This window comes from Pseudogemmobacter sp. TB195, from assembly GCF_058313095.1.
Window position 1 is genome coordinate 24,298 of sequence record NZ_JBZEGG010000023.1, and the last position, 15,940, is coordinate 40,237.

Genomic DNA, 15,940 nt, shown 5'->3' on the forward strand with positions numbered 1-15,940 from the left:
CCACCGCTTTTCAGACTCAGTTTTCGCCCTGGGCTTCCATGAGGGCGCGGAGCAGTTTTTCTTCCGACATGTCGTCTTGCTGCGGACGATCGATCTCGCCCGCCATCAGAAGCGCCATCTGGTCTTCTTCCGGCTCGTCAACCTCGATCTGGGTCTGGAACGATTCGATCATCCGCTCGCGCAGAACTTCGGCCGACTGGGTCTCATCCGCGATCTCGCGCAGCGACACGACCGGGTTCTTATCATTGTCGCGGTCAACAGTCAGCGGCGCGCCGGTGTTGATCTCACGCGCACGATGGGCCGCCAGCAGCACCAGTTCAAAGCGGTTCGGAACCTTGTCAACGCAATCTTCGACCGTCACACGGGCCATGGGTCAGTCACTCCAGGGTTCGGGCCCGGCAAAACCCGGGCGCAGCGCCGGCGGTCTTCGGATGTTTGCCCAAACAAGGACAGACACCTGAACGGGCCAGGCTCTCGGAAAAGGAACATTTAGGCGGATTTCGCCTTGCTGACAAGCGCTGTCAACAGGAAATCCCGATCACTTCTCACGTCACATCGATCCGCTTCACCGCCTCGCGGTCTTCTTCCGGCAAGGCGGCCAGCATCTCGCGCACGGTCAGCCCCAGCAAAGGATGGCGCCAGTCGGGCAGGATCTCGGCCATGGGCACCAGAACAAAGGCGCGATCCTGCATCCGCGGATGCGGCAGGATCAGCTGATCCGGCGCGCGCTGCGCCTGTTCGGCGGCAGAAAGAGTGCGCCAGAGCCCCTGGGTTTCCGTGTCGGGCAAAACCGAATCACCCCAGGCAATCAGGTCGAGATCAAGCGTCCTTCCACCCCACCTCTCCTGCCGTTCGCGCCCGAATTTCGCCTCAATTCGGTGCAAAATCGTCAAAACCTGGGCCGGATTGGTCCGCACATCCACGTGAGCCAAAATGATTGCGTTAACATAATCAGGGCCCGCACCCCGGGGGAAACAGGGGGTACTCCAGAAGCTGCTTGCCCCTGAAATCGTTAACGCATCCTCGCTGATTGCGGTCAGGGCAGACCGGAGTGTTTCCACCGGAAACATGTCTGCGAATGGCAGGTTTGCGCCGAGCGCTATAACAACAGGGGTTGCAGGTTTGTCGCCGATCAATTTCATACCGTATCGTTTACCAGTCGCATCACGTCTCGAAAACACTTTTCAGTCCGCGCCGGATCCATTGATTCATCGGGGTCGGCTGTCGGCGTTTTCGATACTGCTGTGACTGTTCGAGGGGAATGAGAATGTTTTACAAAGACGAACGGCTCGCGCTGTTCATCGACGGATCGAACCTTTACGCGGCTGCAAAGGCGCTTGGGTTCGACATCGACTACAAGCTTCTGCGTATGGAATTCATGCGTCGGGGCAAGCTGCTGCGAGCATTTTACTACACGGCACTTCTGGAAAACGAGGAATACTCGCCGATACGTCCGCTGGTGGACTGGCTGCACTATAACGGCTTTACCATGCGGACCAAACCGGCGCGGGAATATACGGACAGCCAGGGCCGCCGAAAGGTGAAGGGCAATATGGATATCGAACTGGCCGTCGACGCGATGGAACTCGCGGCGCGGCTGGATCATATCGTGCTCTTCTCGGGTGACGGAGATTTCCGGCCTTTGGTCGAAAGCCTCCAGCGCCAGGGCGTCCGCGTCTCGGTCGTCTCGACCATTCGCAGCCAGCCGCCGATGATCTCGGATGAATTGCGCCGTCAGGCGGACAATTTCATCGAGCTCGACGAGCTGCGCGATGTGATCGGCCGTCCGCCGCGCGAGCCGCGCCCCGCTGATGGCGAAGAGGTCACTGTCGGCGCGCGCTGAACCGCCACACTGATCTGGCCCGCATCCGGCCCTGTTCTGCTTTTCCCCGACCTGAGCCCTCGGGGGGAATGCCAGAAAAGCGCCACCATGCCGGGCGTTTGACACTTGCCATAGGGCGCGCTTCTCTCCAGAAGCGCGCCCTATGGATTTTCTGATGACCCTGGGTCTGGTCGGCCTCGCGCTGGCGGCCTTTATCGCGGCCACGCCGCTGCCGATGAATTCCGAACTGGTCTTCATTGCCCTGCAAGGCGCGGGGCATGATCCGGTTCTTCTGGTGCTGGTGGCCTCTGTCGCCAATATCCTCGGCTCCTGCGTCACCTATTGGTGTGGCCAGCAGGGCGAGCGCCTGCGCGGCAGCCGCTGGTTCCCCTTCACCGATCAGGGGCTGATCCGCGCCCGCGCCTGGTTCTCCCGCTGGGGATTGTGGTCCCTGCTGCTCAGCTGGGCGCCGGGCGGTGATCTGATCGTGGCGCTTGCCGGGCTGATGCGGGTCCATCCGCTGCTGTTCCTCACTTTGGTCACCATCGCGAAAACCGCCCGCTATATGGTGCTCGCGCTGATCGGGGCCGGGGTGTTCGACAGATTTTCCAGCGCTTTTCTCTGATGATTTTCTGGCGGCTGAGCGCCTGCGGGGGCTTGCGGCACTGGACCCGGGGACGCTTTGACACTACCTCTCATGCACGCCAGTCCACCGACAAGTCCGCTGTGCCATATCCGGAAATGCCCATGACCACCCGCCCGCCACTCATGCTATACCTCGCCGCGCCGCGCGGTTTCTGCGCCGGTGTCGACCGGGCGATCCAGATCGTCGAGATGGCGCTGCAGAAATGGGGCGCGCCGGTCTATGTCCGCCATGAGATCGTCCATAACCGCTATGTGGTCGACGGGCTGCGCGCGAAAGGCGCGGTTTTTGTCGAAGAGCTGAGCGAATGCCCCGATGACCGGCCGGTGGTTTTTTCCGCGCATGGCGTGCCGAAATCGGTGCCGGCAGAAGCGACGAGCCGGCAGATGATCGCGGTGGATGCCACCTGCCCGCTGGTCACAAAGGTCCATAGCGAGGCCGCGCGCCACCACACCAACGGCCTCCAGCTGATCTATATCGGCCATGAGGGCCACCCTGAAACCGTCGGCACCATGGGCCAGCTGCCCCAGGGCGAGGTGCTGCTGGTCGAGACACCCGAAGACGTGGCGGGCCTGAGCGTGCGCGACGAGACGAAGCTCGCCTTCGCCACCCAGACCACGCTTTCCGTCGATGACACGGCAGAGATTGTCGAGGCGTTGCGCGCCCGTTTCCCCGCCATCACCGGCCCTGGTCATGAGGATATCTGCTACGCCACCACCAACCGTCAGGCGGCGGTGAAGGCGATCGCGCCAAAGATCGACGCTTTGCTGGTCGTTGGCGCGCCGAATTCGTCAAACTCGAAACGCCTCGTCGAGGTCGGCCGCGCCGCCGGCTGTTCCTATGCGCAACTGGTACAGCGCGCCGGGGATATCGACTGGCGCGCGCTGGAGGGGATCACCGCGCTCGGCGTCACTGCCGGTGCCTCGGCGCCCGAAGTTCTGATCAATGAGGTGATCGACGCCGTCCGTGACCGCTTTGACGTCACCGTCGAGCTGGTCGAAACCGCCGTCGAGAATATCGAATTCAAGGTGCCGCGCATCCTGCGTGTGCCCGCAGCTTAAAGGCTGGCCATGGCGATCCTGAGCCCGGAATTCCTGCTGACCGCGTTTATCGTCTGCATCACGCCGGGGATTGGGGTGGTCTATACGCTTTCGGTGACGCTGGGCGGCGGCGCGCGGGCCGGGTTCTGGGCGACGGTGGGCTGCACGCTTGCAACGGTCTTCCATATGATCGTCGCGATGGCGGGGCTGGCGGCGGTGCTGCACAGCTCGGCCCTGCTGTTTCAGGCGATCAAATATGCCGGCGTCGCCTATCTGCTGTGGATGGCCTGGGCGGTGCTGCAATCGGGCGGCGGGATGGCGATCACGGCCGCGAAGGGCGGGACGCCCGCGCGGCTCGTCTGGCGCGGGATCCTGCTCAATCTGCTGAACCCGAAACTGCCTTTGTTCTTCCTCGCCTTCATTCCGCAATTCCTGCCGAAAGAGGCCGGGCTGGCGGATCTGGTCATACTCGGCTCTGGTTTCACGGCCATGACCTTCGCCACCTTCCTTCTCTACGTGATCCTGGGTGCGACCGGTCGCTCGCGCCTTCTGTCTTCCGCGCGCCTGATGACCTGGGTCAGGCGCGTCTTTGCGGCATCTTTCGCTGCGCTCGGCGCCCGGCTTGCGCTGGAGCGCGCGCCATGACATCACCCGGCCATGCCTGATCTTTTCGCCTATACCGACGGAGCCTGCTCCGGAAATCCTGGCCCCGGCGGCTGGGGTGCTTTGCTGATCGCACGCGATGGTGACACCGTGCTGAAAGAGCGCATGCTGTCTGGCGGCGAAGCGGATACCACCAATAACCGGATGGAACTGCTGGCGGCGATCCACGCGCTGGAAAGCCTGACCCGGCCCTCGACGCTGACCGTGGTCACCGACAGCGCCTATGTGAAAAACGGTGTGACCAGCTGGATCCATGGCTGGAAACGGAATGGCTGGAAGACCGCCGATAAAAAGCCGGTGAAGAATGCCGATCTCTGGCAAAGGCTGGAACAGGCGCAGACCCGGCATCAGGTGACCTGGCAATGGATCAAGGGCCATGCCGGCCATGCTGAGAATGAGCGCGCGGATGAACTGGCCCGTGCGGGCATGGCACCTTACAAAACCGCCGCAAAAGGGTCACAGGAAAAGGCTTGAATGCGGCCTCGGCCTCGCGCAGGCTGGGCCCATGCCACGCCGCAAGATCCTCTCTGACGCCGAAGTCCTGAAAGCGACCCGCCAGCTCTTTGCCACGGGGGGCGAAAAGGCGATCAGTTTTGGCAATCTGTCGCGCGCGACAGGTCTCGCAGCATCAACACTGGCGCAGCGCTTTGGCTCGGTCGAGGGTCTGCAGGGCGCGGCGGCACGAAATGGCTGGGAGGAAATCGGTGCCCGGCTTGAGGCCGCAGATCAGGCCAGCCGGGGCAAAGGGCCACAGGCGCTTCTGAAAGCGCTGGAGGATGGGCCTGAGGGTGGCTCAGTCCAGATCGCCGGCCTCATCCTGCTGAGCCAGCGCGACTCTGCGGCCCTCGAGGCCGCCACAACCTGGCGCTGCCAGGTCGAGATGCAGCTGGCTTTGCGGATCGGCCAGGGTGAAAAGGCGCGTCAGGCAGCACAGATCCTGTTTGCCGCCTGGCAGGGCAAACTCATCTGGGGAATCGGGGATCTGCGACTGAAAGATCTGGTGAAACGTCTGGGGTGAGATCCGGCGCCCGCCCCTTACCGCATCCAGGTCTTCCAGGCCCAGATCAGCGCCAGTGCCCCCAGAAATGCACCCACAAATCCCGCAGCGGCGCCCAGTGACCAGACAAGGAACCGCAGCGCAAATCCACCGATCAGGGCACCGAATACGCCGATCGCGATGGTGGTCGGCACATCTGTCTGCAACCGCATGACCCGTGTGGCCAGAAACCCGGCCGCAACCCCGATGATCAAAAGTCCGATGAACGGCACGCTTCCCTCCCCTGCTGTCCGTGAACATATGGGGGCGCCGCGCGCCTGACGAAAGACTGCGCCCCTGTTTTCCGGGGAAAGCCTCCGGCAGGGTTCCCCGAAAACGCTGAGGCGGATCTGCGCCGCAGGTTCACTACAGTGCCTCTGGACCTGCCTTCCACCGGAAATGCTCAGAGACCGGAGCCATCACAGGAGCGTCTCTTTGTCTGCCGTTGACTGTACCGGGTCAGTCTGCATCAGCAGACAGGGGCGTCGCTCCCTCTTGTCCCCGGACCGGCCACAGGCGAAACTCTGGCGATGATGGAATGGCATGATCAGGCCCTGGTTCTGGCGGCACGACCGCATGGCGAAACATCCGCCATCCTCACCGTTTTCGCACGTGAACATGGCCGGTGTTCCGGGCTGGTCAGGGGCGGCGCGTCCCGGCGCCTTGCCGCGCATCTGCAACCCGGCAACGAGCTCGACCTGACCTGGACGGCAAGGCTTGAGGACCAGCTGGGCAGTTTTCGTGTCGAACCGCTGCGCTCGCGTGCCGCGGTGCTGGCGGACCGGCTCGCGCTGGAGGGCCTCGGCGCGGTGACGGCGCTGCTGCAGCTCTGCCTGCCCGAACGCGAGGCCTATGGCATTTTGTGGCAGGAGACCCAGGATCTTCTGGATCAGATGACGCGGACCGGCCCGGTCAACGCCGGCTGGCCCGCCTATTATCTTTTGTGGGAGCTCAGATTGCTGACCGAGACCGGCTATGGCCTTGATCTGAGTTCCTGTGCGGTGACCGGCGAAACGGAAGGGCTGGCCTATGTCAGTCCCCGGACGGGCCGGGCGGTTTCGGCCCGGGGCGCGGGGGACTGGGCGGCGCGTCTCCTGCCGCTGCCGGCCTCGCTGGCGGCAGGCGGGATGCCGGGCGATGCCGACATCCTGCCGGGCCTCGCGCTGACCGGGCATTTCCTGACGCGTGAGCTTCTGAACGACAGGCCCCGACCCGCCGATGACAAAGCGTCGCCTATGCCGGCGGCCCTGCCCGCCGCGCGGGGCCGGCTTATCGACCTTCTGGCCCGCGCCGGGACGGCGCGCCCGGAGGCGGGGGCACCACCGGCCACCTGATGCCCGCGACACGCTCTGTCGCAAATGGTGCAGACCGGGCTTCTCTTTCGGAGTGTGGTCGGCGGCATGGGCCATTACGATCTCCCCCTTGCTCTCAAACACAGTCCGGTGCCGAAGGTTGAGCATTTCGCACTGCTTGCCGGGCTTGAGGCCGCTGTCCGCGGTATGCTGGTCTCGGCCATGCCCCTGGCGGTCTATCAGAGCCTTGGCGACGCGCAGAAGACCTCGGTCGCCTATCTGGCGGCGGGGTTTGTCGCGCTGTTTTGTGGGCTGATGGTGCCGGGGGTGACCCGTTTCCTGCCGCGCCGCTGGACTTATACCGGGGGGGCGGTGCTGTATCTTGTCGGCACCGCGCTGGCGGTCTGCGGCACGCCGCTGACGATCTCGCTCGCGCTGATCTGCAATGCGATGGCGACGGCGACGGTGTTCATCTGTCTCAACGCCTATGTGCTGGATTATGTCGAACGCACCCGGCTGGGTCACAGTCAGGGGGTGCAGATGGCCTATGCCGCTATCCCCTGGGCGGTGGGGCCGGTGCTGGGGGTCTGGCTGCATCACCAATGGGCGCCGGCGCCCTTCCTGCTCTCGGGCTTTTTTGCGCTGGTGCTGATCGGGGTCTTCTGGTGGCTGAGGCTGGGAAATGGCCGCCAGATCTCGCGGGCGCGCCGGCCGGCGGTCAACCCGCTGGGGTTTCTGTCGCGCTTTCTGCGCCAGCCAAGGCTGATCGCGGGCTGGACCTTCGCGGTGATGCGGTCCTGCGGCTGGTGGGTCTATATCGTCTATCTGCCGATCTATTGCGTCCAGTCGGGTCTGAGCGACAAGACCGGCGGCATCGTATTATCGGTCTCGAACACGTTCCTGTTCCTCGCGCCGGCCATCAACCGCGCCGCGCGCCGGTTCTCGGTGCGCCGCTCGGTGCGGCTGGCTTTTCTGGCGGGCGGCGGCCTCATGCTGGCGGCGGCGATGCTGTCGGTCCTGCCCTGGATCGCGGTTGCACTTTGCCTCGCGGCAAGCTTTTGCTTCGTGACACTGGATGTCGTCGGCGGGCTGCCCTTCCTGATGTCGGTCAAACCCTCTGAGCGTACTGAAATGGCAGCCGTCTATGCCAGTTTCCGCGATGTCTCGGGCATCCTGACGCCCGGGATCGCCTGGCTCATCCTGTTCTTCGCGCCAGTTCCCGGGATCTTTGTCGTGGCGGGCCTTGGCTTTCTCGGCTGCTGGTGGATCGCAGGCGCACTCCATCCGCGGCTGGGAGTGGAACGCCCCTCGCGCGGCGGTGGGGACCAAATTTCTTAAAAGAAATTTGTCCGGTTTTCGCTGCGAAAACCGGCCCCCCGGTCAGCCGCGAGCCAGCTTCCTGCAAAAGGTGGCTGGCCTCCGGTCTTAAAGACGGGGGGGCAAAGTGAGGCCTTTGAGCACCTCGGCGGCAGGCATCGGTTTCTTGCCCTCGCGCTGCGCCTCGGTCACCGTCACCGCCCCCTCACCACAGGCGATGGTGAAGCCGGACAGCACCTCGCCGGGGGCTCCCGCACCGGCTTCGATCCGCGAACGCAGCAGCTTCACCCGTTCCGCTCCCACCTGAGTCCAGGCCCCCGGAAAGGGCGAGAGACCGCGGATCTGACGGTCGACCGCATCGCAGGGGCGCGTCCAGTCGATCTTTGCCTCGGCCTTGTCGATCTTCTCGGCATAACTTACGCCCTCTTCAGGCTGGCGCGCCGGCACGAGCCCGTCCAGCTGGTCAAGCGCCGCGATAATCGTTCCGGCGCCCAGCGCGGACAGCCGGTCATGCAGATCGAGGGCCGTCTCCTCCGCACCGATCCGGGTTTCCTCACGCAACAGAACCGGGCCGGTATCAAGCCCCGCCTCCATCTGCATGATGCAAATGCCGGTCGCCGCATCCCCCGCCATGATCGCGCGCTGGATCGGTGCCGCACCGCGCCAGCGCGGCAAAAGCGAGGCATGGATGTTCAGACACCCCCGCGCAGGCATATCCAGAACCGCCTGGGGCAGGATCAGCCCGTAAGCGACCACTACCGCCACATCGGCCTTCAATGCCGCAAACACGGCCTGATCTTCCGGCCCGCGCAGCCGTTCGGGGGTGTGAACCATCAACCCAAGCGCCTCGGCCCGGGCATGGACCGGGGTTTTGCGCAGCTCTTTGCCGCGCCCGGCGGGCCGGGGCGGCTGCGACCAGACGCCGACAATCTCATGGCTCGCATGAAGCGCTTCGAGCACCGGCACCGAAAACTCCGGCGTGCCCATGAAAATCACCCGCATCCGCGCCTCCTCAGCCGCGTTTGCGGATCTTCTCCGCCTTCGCGATCAGCATTTTCCGTTTCAGGGGCGAGAGATGGTCGAAATACATCTTGCCCGCCAGATGGTCGATCTGGTGCTGCGCCGATGTCGCCCAGAGATGCACGAAATCGCGCTCTTCGATCTGGCCCTCTGCGTTCAGGAACCTTACCGTCACCGCGCGCGGCCGCGTTACCCTGGCTGAGACGCCCGGCAGATTGGGCGAGGCCTCTTCATGGTCGCGCGGCTGCACCGAGGCATGGATCACCTCGGGGTTCGCCATCAGCACCGCCTGGCCGCGCGCCTCGGAACAATCCACCACGGCAAGCCGCAAAGGCACCCCGATCTGCACAGCGGCAAGACCGTAGCCCGGCATCGCCTCCATGGTATCAACCATGTCGCGCCAGATCGCGCGCACCTCATCGGTGATCTCTGCCACATCCGCCGCCGGCGCCTTCAGCACCGGATTTGGGTAAGGCACGCAGACACGTACAGCCATCACATGCCTTCCGAACGCGCACGTTCGCGCTTCAGCTTTTCCATCTTGCGGGTAATCATCTGGCGCTTCAGCGGCCCGAGATAGTCAATGAACAGCCTGCCGTTCAGATGGTCGATCTCATGCTGGACGCAGGTGGCCCAGAGGCCTTCAAACGTCCGCTCATCGGTTTTGCCATCGAGCCCGGTCCAGCGCACAGTGACCAGCGCGGGGCGCTTCACCTCGGCATATTGATCCGGGATGGAAAGACAGCCTTCCTCATAGATGTTCAGATCTTCCGATGACCAGATGACCTCGGGGTTGATCAGCGCCATCGGCTCGGGCGTGCCCTCCTTGATGCAATCCATCACCAGAAGCCGCTTCATCACACCGATCTGCGGTGCCGCGAGGCCAACGCCCGGTGCGTCATACATGGTTTCCAGCATATCATCGGCCAGCCTGCGGATTTCGTCCGAGACCTCGGTCACGGGATCGCAGAGCTTTTTCAGGCGGGGATCGGGATGGATCAGGATGGAGCGCAACATGGAGGGGGATTTAGGTCATCCCCCCCCTTCCCTGCAAGGGATTTGCGCATATCTGCGTGAGGCCCGCAGACAGCCGCCTTGATCGCCTGGCCGTCACGGGCTAGCCATTCCGGGTATTGTGCAGAAAGACGCCCCATGACCCGCCCCGATTTCGATACGCCCATCAACCGTTTCGGCTCTCATTGCGTGAAATGGGACATGATGGAGACGCTTTACGGCATCCCGCATGACCGGGGCCTTGCGATGTGGGTCGCGGATATGGAATTCCCCCCGCCGGCAGCGGTGCAGGCTGCGCTGCAAAAGATGCTCGATCATGGGGTTTACGGCTATTTCGGCGATGAGCGCCCCTATCTCGAAGCCCTGGTCTGGTGGATGAAAACCCGCCACGGCTGGAAGCCCGATCCTTCGCATATCTTCACCACCCATGGGCTGGTGAATGCGGTGGGGCTCTGCCTGCAGGCCTTTACGCAACCCGGGGACGGCGTTGTCCTGATGACGCCGGTCTATCACGCCTTCGCCCGCACCATCCGCGCCTCGGGGCGTGAGGTGGTGGAATGCGCGCTGAAAAACACCTCCGGCCGCTATGAGCTGGACATCGCCGCCTGGGATGCGCAGCTGACCGGGCGCGAGACCATGCTGATCCTGTGCTCGCCGCATAACCCCGGCGGAAGGGTCTGGACCGGGCCTGAGCTGCGCGAGATCGCAGATTTCGCGAAACGCCACGATCTGATCCTCGTCTCGGATGAGATCCATTTCGATCTGACCTATCCCGGCCAGCGCCATATCGTCATGCCGAAGGCCGCGCCCGAGATCGCCGACCGGCTGGTGATGCTGACCGCGACAACCAAGACCTTCAACATCGCGGGCGCCCATATCGGCAATGTGATCATCGCGGATGAGGGGTTGCGGCGGAAATTCGCAAGCGTCATGGGCGCGATCGGCATCTCGCCCAATAGTTTCGGGATGCATATGGTCACCGCCGCCTGCTCACCCGAGGGGGCCGCCTGGGTCGATGCGCTGATGACCTATCTCGACGGCAACCGGCAGCTGTTTGACGCAGCGGTCAATGCGATCCCCGGGCTGAAATCCATGGCCCTCGAGGCGACCTACCTCTCCTGGGTGGATTTCTCAGGCACCGGGCTGAGCAAAGCCGAGATGCTGGCGCGGGTCGAGACCCAGGCCGCCATTGCGACCAATCACGGCGACAGTTTCGGCAAGGGCGGCGAGAGTTTCATCCGCTTCAATATCGCCGCACCCCGGGCGCAGATCGAAGAAGCAATCACCCGGCTGCAAAGCGTCTTTGCCGATCTGCAATGAGGCGGCTGGCGCGGGGTTTCACACTCCTCAGCCTCGGCGCATTGGCGCTGGCGGCCTGGATGCTCTGGCAACCAGTGCCGCCGCCCGTCATGCCGCCAGCGCCGCTGCCGCCGCTGACCGGCCAGATCGAGCGTATCGTGATCGAAAAAGCCGCAAGGCGGATGGCACTGATCCAGGAGGGGCGCGAGGTCCGCGTCTACCGAATCGCGCTTGGCTTTTCACCGACAGGCGACAAGAACCGTGAGGGCGATGGCCGTACCCCGGAAGGCGAATTCCGCATCGACCGCCGCAATGACCAGTCTGCCTATCACCTCTCACTGGGGCTCGATTATCCAAAGCCCGCAGATCGCGCGCGCGCCCGGGCCGGCGGCTATTCGCCCGGGGGCGATATCATGATCCATGGCCAGCCGAATATGGTTCCCGATGAAACACTTATCGCAACTGACTGGACCGCAGGCTGCATCGCCATAAGCAATGCGGAAATGCGTGAAATCTGGGCGGCGACGCCTGTTGGAACCATGGTCGAAATCCGACCGTGACGGCGCCTCTGGCCAGGTGAGGAAGCCTCCCGGGGGTGGAGGGGGCGGTGCCCCCTTACGCGGATGGCAAATACCCCGCCGGCCCTTCATCCTCGCGCCAGTAATCAAGTGCTGGGCGATTCGTCACGGGAGTCAGACGTTTGAAGTCGCAGACCAGCTCGCCATCAACGATTTCTGTGGCAACGATCAGGCACTGAAACACATGGCGCGGGCCATCGTAGATATCGACCAGCCCCCGCAGGCGCGCCGGCACCAGATCTGCATCAAGCGAAAAACCGCCCTGCCAGAACCGCAGCACCGGGTAGACCAGCAGATCGCCAAGTTCGACCCGCATCCGCGATTTGCGCCTTTGCTGACGCTTGCGGGCGGCATCGAGATGATCGCGCAACTCCTTGGGCAGATATTCCAGCATGTCCGTCCCCTCCTGAGCCCAGCACAAACCCGAAAGCCCGTGAAATCAAGCCCCTCTCACCATGCCAGCACTTTACCACAAAAAGATGAAGCCTTCGTGGCGACAATGCCGCAGGCGGGGGCCGCTCAATGCCCGCTTGCCCGCGCAGCCGATCCGGTTCACTTCCCTGTCAGATGATTCGCAACCACCAGCACGGGGTCCGGCATGGTTTTGGTTCTTGCCATGATTCTCGACGCCTCCTTTGGCGAGCCCGCCTGGATCTGGCGCCACCTGCCGCATCCGGCGGTGCTGATGGGCCGGCTGATCGGCCTGGCGGACCGGCGGTTCAACGAGGGGACGGCGCGGCGGCTCAAAGGGGTTCTGGTGATGGCCGCCCTGGTTCTTGGCGCGGGTCTTGCAGGCTGGCTCATTGGCAGGCTGCCATATCATGGCGTGATCGAGACCGTGATCGCCGCCATTCTGATCGCGCAGCGCTCGCTGGTTGATCATGTGCGGGCGGTGGCCGACGGGCTGCGCCGCTCGCTGGACGAGGGCAAGCGGGCGGTCGCGATGATCGTCGGGCGCGACACCAGGGACATGCGCGAGCCTGATGTCGCCCGCGCCGCGATTGAATCGGCGGCGGAAAATCTCTCGGATGGGGTGATTGCGCCGGTTTTCTGGTTCCTTATCGCCGGTCTGCCGGGCATTCTGATCTACAAGATCACAAATACCGCCGATTCGATGATCGGACATATGACACCGCGCCATCGCGAATTCGGCTGGGCCGCTGCGCGGCTTGATGACCTGCTGAATCTGATCCCCGCGCGGCTGACGTCTTTGTTACTCGCGCTGTCACATGGCTGGCTGGATCCGCGCCCGGTGCTGCGCGATGCGCCGCAGCATCGCAGTCCGAATGCCGGCTGGCCGGAATCCACCCTCGCGCCCATTCTGAATGTCGCGCTTTCCGGCCCGCGCAGTTATAATGGTGAAATGCGCTGGTACCCCTGGGTCTGGCCCGAAGGGCGCCGCGATGCCGGGCCCGAAGATATTGACGCCGCCTGCCGCGCGCTTTGGCGGGCCTGGGCACTGATGCTGGCAATTGCCCTCATGGCCGCGCTCGTCTAGCTTCGCGCCCATGCTGAGACCCCTGATCATAGCCGCAATGCTGGCCCCCTTTTCTGCCCGGGCAGAAACTCCGCCGCCCCTCCCTGAGGCCCCCACATCTGAGCCAGCAGCCCAGGTGCCCTGCGGTGGCAGCTTTCCCGGGTTCCTTGCGGGGCTGCACGATGAGGCCCTGGCCGAGGGCCTTCCTGAGGCGGCGGTGGAGGGCTGGCTTGCAGGGGCCCGTGCCGAGCCCGAGATTCTCAGGGCCGATCAGCGTCAGGGGGTGTTTCGCAAACCTTTCCTCGAATTCGCGCAGAGCCTGATCGGCGACACGCGCCTGCCCGATGCCATGCTCGCCTGGGACGCCCATCAGCCGCTTTTTGCGAAAGCCGAAAGCACCTATGGCATTCCGCCCGGGGTGATGCTGGCGATCTGGGGGTTTGAAACCGATTTCGGCCGCTTCCAGGGCAATTACAATACCCGCGCCGCGATCCTCACCCTCGCCTGGGATTGCAGGCGACCCGAAATGTTCCGCCCCCAGGCCTTTGCCGCGATGCGGCTTTTCGCGAATGGCGATCTGCCGCTCGACACGACAGGGGCCTGGGCGGGCGAGATTGGCATGGTGCAGATGCTGCCGAAGGACATTCTGGAACGCGGCATTGACGGCGATGGCGACGGGCATGTGCGGCTGAAATCCTCGGTCCCGGATGCGCTGCTGTCGGGCGCGAATATGCTGAAACATCACGGCTGGCGCGCGGGCGAGCCCTGGCTGACCGAGGTTGTGCTGCCCGAGACCTTCGACTGGGCGCTGAGCGGGCTCGACAAGGACCTGCCGGTCGCGCAATGGGCAGCGCTTGGCGTGGCGCCCCGGCGCGGCAATACGCTGCCGGCAGAGCTCGAGGCCTCGCTTTTGCTGCCGCAGGGCCGCAAGGGGCCGGCTTTCCTGGTCTTTCCGAACTTCCAGGTCCTGCTGGAATGGAACAAAAGCCTGACCTATGTGACCACCGCCGCCTATTTCGCCACCCTGATCGAAGGGGCGGAGCCGGCGCTGAACACTTCGCCCGACCCGCTGCTGCCCGATGAGGATATGAGGGCCTTGCAGGAAAAGCTGCAGGCGCTTGGATATGATGTCGGCAAGATTGACGGGGTTCTGGGCGCGGGCACCCGGCGCGCGATCCAGGCGGAACAACAACGCCTCGGCCTGCCGGCAGATGCCTGGCCGACGCGGGAACTTCTGGATCTCCTGTGAAACAGACCGCCAGCTGGGCGCTGGTTGCCACGGTGAAAGCGCCCGAGGAGAAGATCCTCGCCTTTCTTGCCTGGCATCTGGATCTTGGCGCGGATCAGATTACGCTCTGCTTTGATGACCCTGACGATCCGGCGCTGGCGGCGATTGCGGCGCGACGCCTTTCGCGGGTGCGGCTGATCGCCTGTAATGCAGGGCACTGGCGGGCGCTTGGCGGCCGGCCCGACCGGCATCAGAACCGCCAGGCGAAGAACGCGGGAATGGTCTACCGCGCGGGCGGCAGTGACTGGCTTGGCCATATTGATGTCGATGAGTTCATCTGGCCGGTGCGGCTGGTGGCCGAAGTGCTGGGCAGCCTGCCCGCCAGAGACATCCTGTGCCGGATCGAACCTTTCGAGGCGCTGCATGAACCGGATCTTTCCGATGACATCTATACCGCCCGCGTCTTTCGCGGCGCGCTGAAGCCGCGGCATAAGGGGCTGCGCGGGCCGACCTTAGGCGATTATGCCGATATCCTGCCCGAGGCGATGCTGTCGCATTCCGCCGGCAAGGTGTTTTTCCGCTCAGGCGTGCCGGGGCTGTCGCCGCGCCTTCATGGCGCGTTTATCGGCGGCGAGCGGCTGCCGGGGCCGGGCTTTCACCCCGGGCTCAAACTTTTGCATTTCCACGCCCAGGACCGGGAGGACTGGCTTTCGGTCCTGCCCTTCCGCCTGACGCGCGGCGCCTATCAATACCGGCCCGAAATGCAGGCCTGGCTGATGGCGGCCAGCCCCGGTCAGATCGCGGATTTCTACCAGGTGACCCAGATGCCGGGTCGGGGGACAGATCTTTTGCGCGAGGCCGGGCGGCTGGTGGAGGCTCGGCTTGACCTGCGCACCCGGGTCGCGAAACTGCCCGAAAGCGGATCGGAAGGGAGCGGGACATGACCCCAATGGAAAGCCTGATGGCAGCGCTCGGCCATGTGACCGCTGCACCGAAAGAGGTGACGGTTGCGCGGCAGCTGACCTTCCGCCCGGGGCGCAATCTGCGCGAACATCCGGACAACCTGACCCTGACCGTCGCGGGCGGCATTCCCGGCGAGCGCTGGTCGAAAGAGCCCTGGCTCCGGCTGGAAAATGGCGCGCCCAACCCCGCGATCCAGGTCTCGATCCTGCCGGCGCGGGTGCATGATCTGGTGCGGCCCGATCCGGAAGCGGTCGTCCATCCGGGCGATCCGGTGATCGCCGATCTCGACACATCCGAGGCCAATCTGCCGGTCGGCTCCCTGCTTGAGGCAGGAACGGCGGTGCTTCGGGTGTCGGACGTGTTCAATGATGGCTGCGTGAAATGGAAAGTGCGCTATGGCGCAGATGCCATGACCTGGGTGAACCTGCCCGAACATCGCGCGCTCAGGCTGCGCGGCATCCTGTGTTCGATCGAGCGTGACGGGGTTTTACACCAGGGGGATGCGATCCGTGTGATCTCGCGGGGCTGACCGGGGCTGTCCCGGGCGG

General features: G+C 64.2%; 21 protein-coding genes. 14 read left to right on the forward strand and 7 right to left on the reverse strand.

Features of this window, described 5'->3' with window-relative positions:
- Nucleotides 1-16 precede the first annotated feature (16 nt).
- Together rpoZ and folK are read right to left on the reverse strand one after the other, a co-directional pair.
- Nucleotides 17-370, reverse strand: a complete 354-nt coding sequence (rpoZ, locus tag AC4FS3_RS20775) for a DNA-directed RNA polymerase subunit omega (RefSeq protein ID WP_198836001.1) — start codon at nucleotides 368-370, stop codon at nucleotides 17-19.
- A 175-nt stretch (nucleotides 371-545) separates the two neighbouring features.
- The gene (gene folK / locus AC4FS3_RS20780) at nucleotides 546-1,142 is read right to left on the reverse strand and encodes a 2-amino-4-hydroxy-6-hydroxymethyldihydropteridine diphosphokinase (protein ID WP_491022121.1); all 597 of its coding nucleotides are present in this window, start codon (nucleotides 1,140-1,142) and stop codon (nucleotides 546-548) included.
- Nucleotides 1,143-1,267: 125 nt separating this feature from the next.
- Between folK and AC4FS3_RS20785 the strand changes: the two genes are divergently transcribed.
- From AC4FS3_RS20785 to AC4FS3_RS20810, 6 genes are all read left to right on the forward strand, one after another.
- Entirely contained in the window at nucleotides 1,268-1,843 is a 576-nt protein-coding gene (locus tag AC4FS3_RS20785; protein WP_198836003.1) for a LabA-like NYN domain-containing protein, read from the forward strand.
- A 142-nt stretch (nucleotides 1,844-1,985) separates the two neighbouring features.
- Nucleotides 1,986-2,447: a YqaA family protein gene (locus AC4FS3_RS20790; protein ID WP_491022122.1), complete on the forward strand. Its 462-nt coding sequence runs from the start codon at nucleotides 1,986-1,988 to the stop codon at nucleotides 2,445-2,447.
- Between the two features lie 122 nt (nucleotides 2,448-2,569).
- The gene (ispH, locus tag AC4FS3_RS20795) at nucleotides 2,570-3,526 is read left to right on the forward strand and encodes a 4-hydroxy-3-methylbut-2-enyl diphosphate reductase (protein WP_491022123.1); all 957 of its coding nucleotides are present in this window, start codon (nucleotides 2,570-2,572) and stop codon (nucleotides 3,524-3,526) included.
- Between the two features lie 18 nt (nucleotides 3,527-3,544).
- Complete coding sequence (locus tag AC4FS3_RS20800) at nucleotides 3,545-4,150, forward strand: LysE family translocator (RefSeq protein ID WP_491022173.1); 606 nt, start codon at nucleotides 3,545-3,547, stop codon at nucleotides 4,148-4,150.
- A 12-nt stretch (nucleotides 4,151-4,162) separates the two neighbouring features.
- On the forward strand, nucleotides 4,163-4,642 hold the full coding sequence (gene rnhA, locus AC4FS3_RS20805) for a ribonuclease HI (RefSeq protein WP_491022124.1): 480 nt from the start codon (nucleotides 4,163-4,165) through the stop codon (nucleotides 4,640-4,642).
- Between the two features lie 31 nt (nucleotides 4,643-4,673).
- On the forward strand, nucleotides 4,674-5,186 hold the full coding sequence (locus AC4FS3_RS20810) for a TetR/AcrR family transcriptional regulator (RefSeq protein ID WP_491022125.1): 513 nt from the start codon (nucleotides 4,674-4,676) through the stop codon (nucleotides 5,184-5,186).
- Nucleotides 5,187-5,203: 17 nt separating this feature from the next.
- On the opposite strand, the gene AC4FS3_RS20815 is transcribed toward AC4FS3_RS20810, so the two are convergent.
- Entirely contained in the window at nucleotides 5,204-5,437 is a 234-nt protein-coding gene (locus tag AC4FS3_RS20815) for a GlsB/YeaQ/YmgE family stress response membrane protein (RefSeq protein WP_198836008.1), read from the reverse strand.
- 297 nt (nucleotides 5,438-5,734) lie between these two features.
- Between AC4FS3_RS20815 and recO the strand changes: the two genes are divergently transcribed.
- Both recO and AC4FS3_RS20825 read left to right on the forward strand, forming a co-directional pair.
- Nucleotides 5,735-6,538, forward strand: coding sequence for a DNA repair protein RecO (recO, locus tag AC4FS3_RS20820; protein ID WP_491022126.1), 804 nt, complete (start codon nucleotides 5,735-5,737; stop codon nucleotides 6,536-6,538).
- A gap of 66 nt (nucleotides 6,539-6,604) precedes the next feature.
- Entirely contained in the window at nucleotides 6,605-7,834 is a 1,230-nt protein-coding gene (locus AC4FS3_RS20825) for an MFS transporter (RefSeq protein WP_491022127.1), read from the forward strand.
- Between the two features lie 87 nt (nucleotides 7,835-7,921).
- Here AC4FS3_RS20825 and fmt read toward each other — a convergent pair whose 3' ends face one another.
- Genes fmt through def (AC4FS3_RS20840) form a run of 3 tightly spaced genes read right to left on the reverse strand, consistent with a single transcriptional unit; the run spans nucleotide 7,922 to nucleotide 9,850 of the window.
- A complete protein-coding gene (fmt, locus tag AC4FS3_RS20830; RefSeq protein WP_491022128.1) occupies nucleotides 7,922-8,815 on the reverse strand; it encodes a methionyl-tRNA formyltransferase in 894 nt (297 codons plus the stop codon).
- Between the two features lie 10 nt (nucleotides 8,816-8,825).
- Nucleotides 8,826-9,329, reverse strand: coding sequence for a peptide deformylase (gene def / locus AC4FS3_RS20835; protein ID WP_283176934.1), 504 nt, complete (start codon nucleotides 9,327-9,329; stop codon nucleotides 8,826-8,828).
- Nucleotides 9,329-9,850 carry a peptide deformylase gene (gene def / locus AC4FS3_RS20840; RefSeq protein WP_283176933.1) on the reverse strand — a complete coding sequence of 174 codons (522 nt, stop codon included), beginning with the start codon at nucleotides 9,848-9,850 and terminating at the stop codon, nucleotides 9,329-9,331. The genes def (AC4FS3_RS20835) and def (AC4FS3_RS20840) overlap by 1 nt, the downstream gene beginning before the upstream one ends.
- Before the next feature lie 135 nt (nucleotides 9,851-9,985).
- On the opposite strand from def (AC4FS3_RS20840), the gene AC4FS3_RS20845 reads away from it, so the two are divergent.
- Together AC4FS3_RS20845 and AC4FS3_RS20850 are read left to right on the forward strand one after the other, a co-directional pair.
- Nucleotides 9,986-11,167 carry a MalY/PatB family protein gene (locus tag AC4FS3_RS20845; protein ID WP_491022129.1) on the forward strand — a complete coding sequence of 394 codons (1,182 nt, stop codon included), beginning with the start codon at nucleotides 9,986-9,988 and terminating at the stop codon, nucleotides 11,165-11,167.
- Nucleotides 11,164-11,706: a L,D-transpeptidase family protein gene (locus tag AC4FS3_RS20850; RefSeq protein ID WP_491022130.1), complete on the forward strand. Its 543-nt coding sequence runs from the start codon at nucleotides 11,164-11,166 to the stop codon at nucleotides 11,704-11,706. Before AC4FS3_RS20845 ends, AC4FS3_RS20850 begins: the two co-directional genes overlap by 4 nt.
- Nucleotides 11,707-11,761: 55 nt before the next feature.
- Here the strand turns inward: AC4FS3_RS20850 and AC4FS3_RS20855 are convergent, their stop codons facing one another.
- Nucleotides 11,762-12,118, reverse strand: coding sequence for a hypothetical protein (locus AC4FS3_RS20855; RefSeq protein ID WP_092895255.1), 357 nt, complete (start codon nucleotides 12,116-12,118; stop codon nucleotides 11,762-11,764).
- A 204-nt stretch (nucleotides 12,119-12,322) separates the two neighbouring features.
- Here AC4FS3_RS20855 and cbiB point away from each other — a divergent pair, with 204 nt between their 5' ends.
- From cbiB to AC4FS3_RS20875, 4 genes are read left to right on the forward strand one after another with little or no spacing between them, the layout of a single operon-like run.
- Nucleotides 12,323-13,222, forward strand: coding sequence for an adenosylcobinamide-phosphate synthase CbiB (gene cbiB / locus AC4FS3_RS20860; RefSeq protein ID WP_491022131.1), 900 nt, complete (start codon nucleotides 12,323-12,325; stop codon nucleotides 13,220-13,222).
- A gap of 10 nt (nucleotides 13,223-13,232) precedes the next feature.
- Nucleotides 13,233-14,450: a lytic murein transglycosylase gene (locus AC4FS3_RS20865; RefSeq protein WP_491022132.1), complete on the forward strand. Its 1,218-nt coding sequence runs from the start codon at nucleotides 13,233-13,235 to the stop codon at nucleotides 14,448-14,450.
- Entirely contained in the window at nucleotides 14,447-15,373 is a 927-nt protein-coding gene (locus AC4FS3_RS20870; protein WP_491022133.1) for a glycosyltransferase family 2 protein, read from the forward strand. Before AC4FS3_RS20865 ends, AC4FS3_RS20870 begins: the two co-directional genes overlap by 4 nt.
- Nucleotides 15,370-15,921: a hypothetical protein gene (locus AC4FS3_RS20875; RefSeq protein ID WP_491022134.1), complete on the forward strand. Its 552-nt coding sequence runs from the start codon at nucleotides 15,370-15,372 to the stop codon at nucleotides 15,919-15,921. The genes AC4FS3_RS20870 and AC4FS3_RS20875 overlap by 4 nt, the downstream gene beginning before the upstream one ends.
- The last annotated feature ends 19 nt before the right edge of the window (nucleotides 15,922-15,940 follow it).

Coding starts and splice junctions, on each gene's coding strand:
- def (WP_283176934.1), bottom strand. CDS start 9,329: ATGGCTGTACGTGTCTGCGTGCCTTACCCAAATCCGGTGCTGAAGGCG.
- ispH (WP_491022123.1), top strand. CDS start 2,570: ATGACCACCCGCCCGCCACTCATGCTATACCTCGCCGCGCCGCGCGGT.
- AC4FS3_RS20875 (WP_491022134.1), top strand. CDS start 15,370: ATGACCCCAATGGAAAGCCTGATGGCAGCGCTCGGCCATGTGACCGCT.
- AC4FS3_RS20825 (WP_491022127.1), top strand. CDS start 6,605: ATGGGCCATTACGATCTCCCCCTTGCTCTCAAACACAGTCCGGTGCCG.
- AC4FS3_RS20845 (WP_491022129.1), top strand. CDS start 9,986: ATGACCCGCCCCGATTTCGATACGCCCATCAACCGTTTCGGCTCTCAT.
- AC4FS3_RS20850 (WP_491022130.1), top strand. CDS start 11,164: ATGAGGCGGCTGGCGCGGGGTTTCACACTCCTCAGCCTCGGCGCATTG.
- AC4FS3_RS20855 (WP_092895255.1), bottom strand. CDS start 12,118: ATGCTGGAATATCTGCCCAAGGAGTTGCGCGATCATCTCGATGCCGCC.
- AC4FS3_RS20790 (WP_491022122.1), top strand. CDS start 1,986: ATGGATTTTCTGATGACCCTGGGTCTGGTCGGCCTCGCGCTGGCGGCC.
- rpoZ (WP_198836001.1), bottom strand. CDS start 370: ATGGCCCGTGTGACGGTCGAAGATTGCGTTGACAAGGTTCCGAACCGC.
- recO (WP_491022126.1), top strand. CDS start 5,735: ATGATGGAATGGCATGATCAGGCCCTGGTTCTGGCGGCACGACCGCAT.
- AC4FS3_RS20785 (WP_198836003.1), top strand. CDS start 1,268: ATGTTTTACAAAGACGAACGGCTCGCGCTGTTCATCGACGGATCGAAC.
- AC4FS3_RS20865 (WP_491022132.1), top strand. CDS start 13,233: ATGCTGAGACCCCTGATCATAGCCGCAATGCTGGCCCCCTTTTCTGCC.
- AC4FS3_RS20810 (WP_491022125.1), top strand. CDS start 4,674: ATGCCACGCCGCAAGATCCTCTCTGACGCCGAAGTCCTGAAAGCGACC.
- def (WP_283176933.1), bottom strand. CDS start 9,850: ATGTTGCGCTCCATCCTGATCCATCCCGATCCCCGCCTGAAAAAGCTC.
- fmt (WP_491022128.1), bottom strand. CDS start 8,815: ATGCGGGTGATTTTCATGGGCACGCCGGAGTTTTCGGTGCCGGTGCTC.
- cbiB (WP_491022131.1), top strand. CDS start 12,323: ATGGTTTTGGTTCTTGCCATGATTCTCGACGCCTCCTTTGGCGAGCCC.
- rnhA (WP_491022124.1), top strand. CDS start 4,163: ATGCCTGATCTTTTCGCCTATACCGACGGAGCCTGCTCCGGAAATCCT.
- folK (WP_491022121.1), bottom strand. CDS start 1,142: ATGAAATTGATCGGCGACAAACCTGCAACCCCTGTTGTTATAGCGCTC.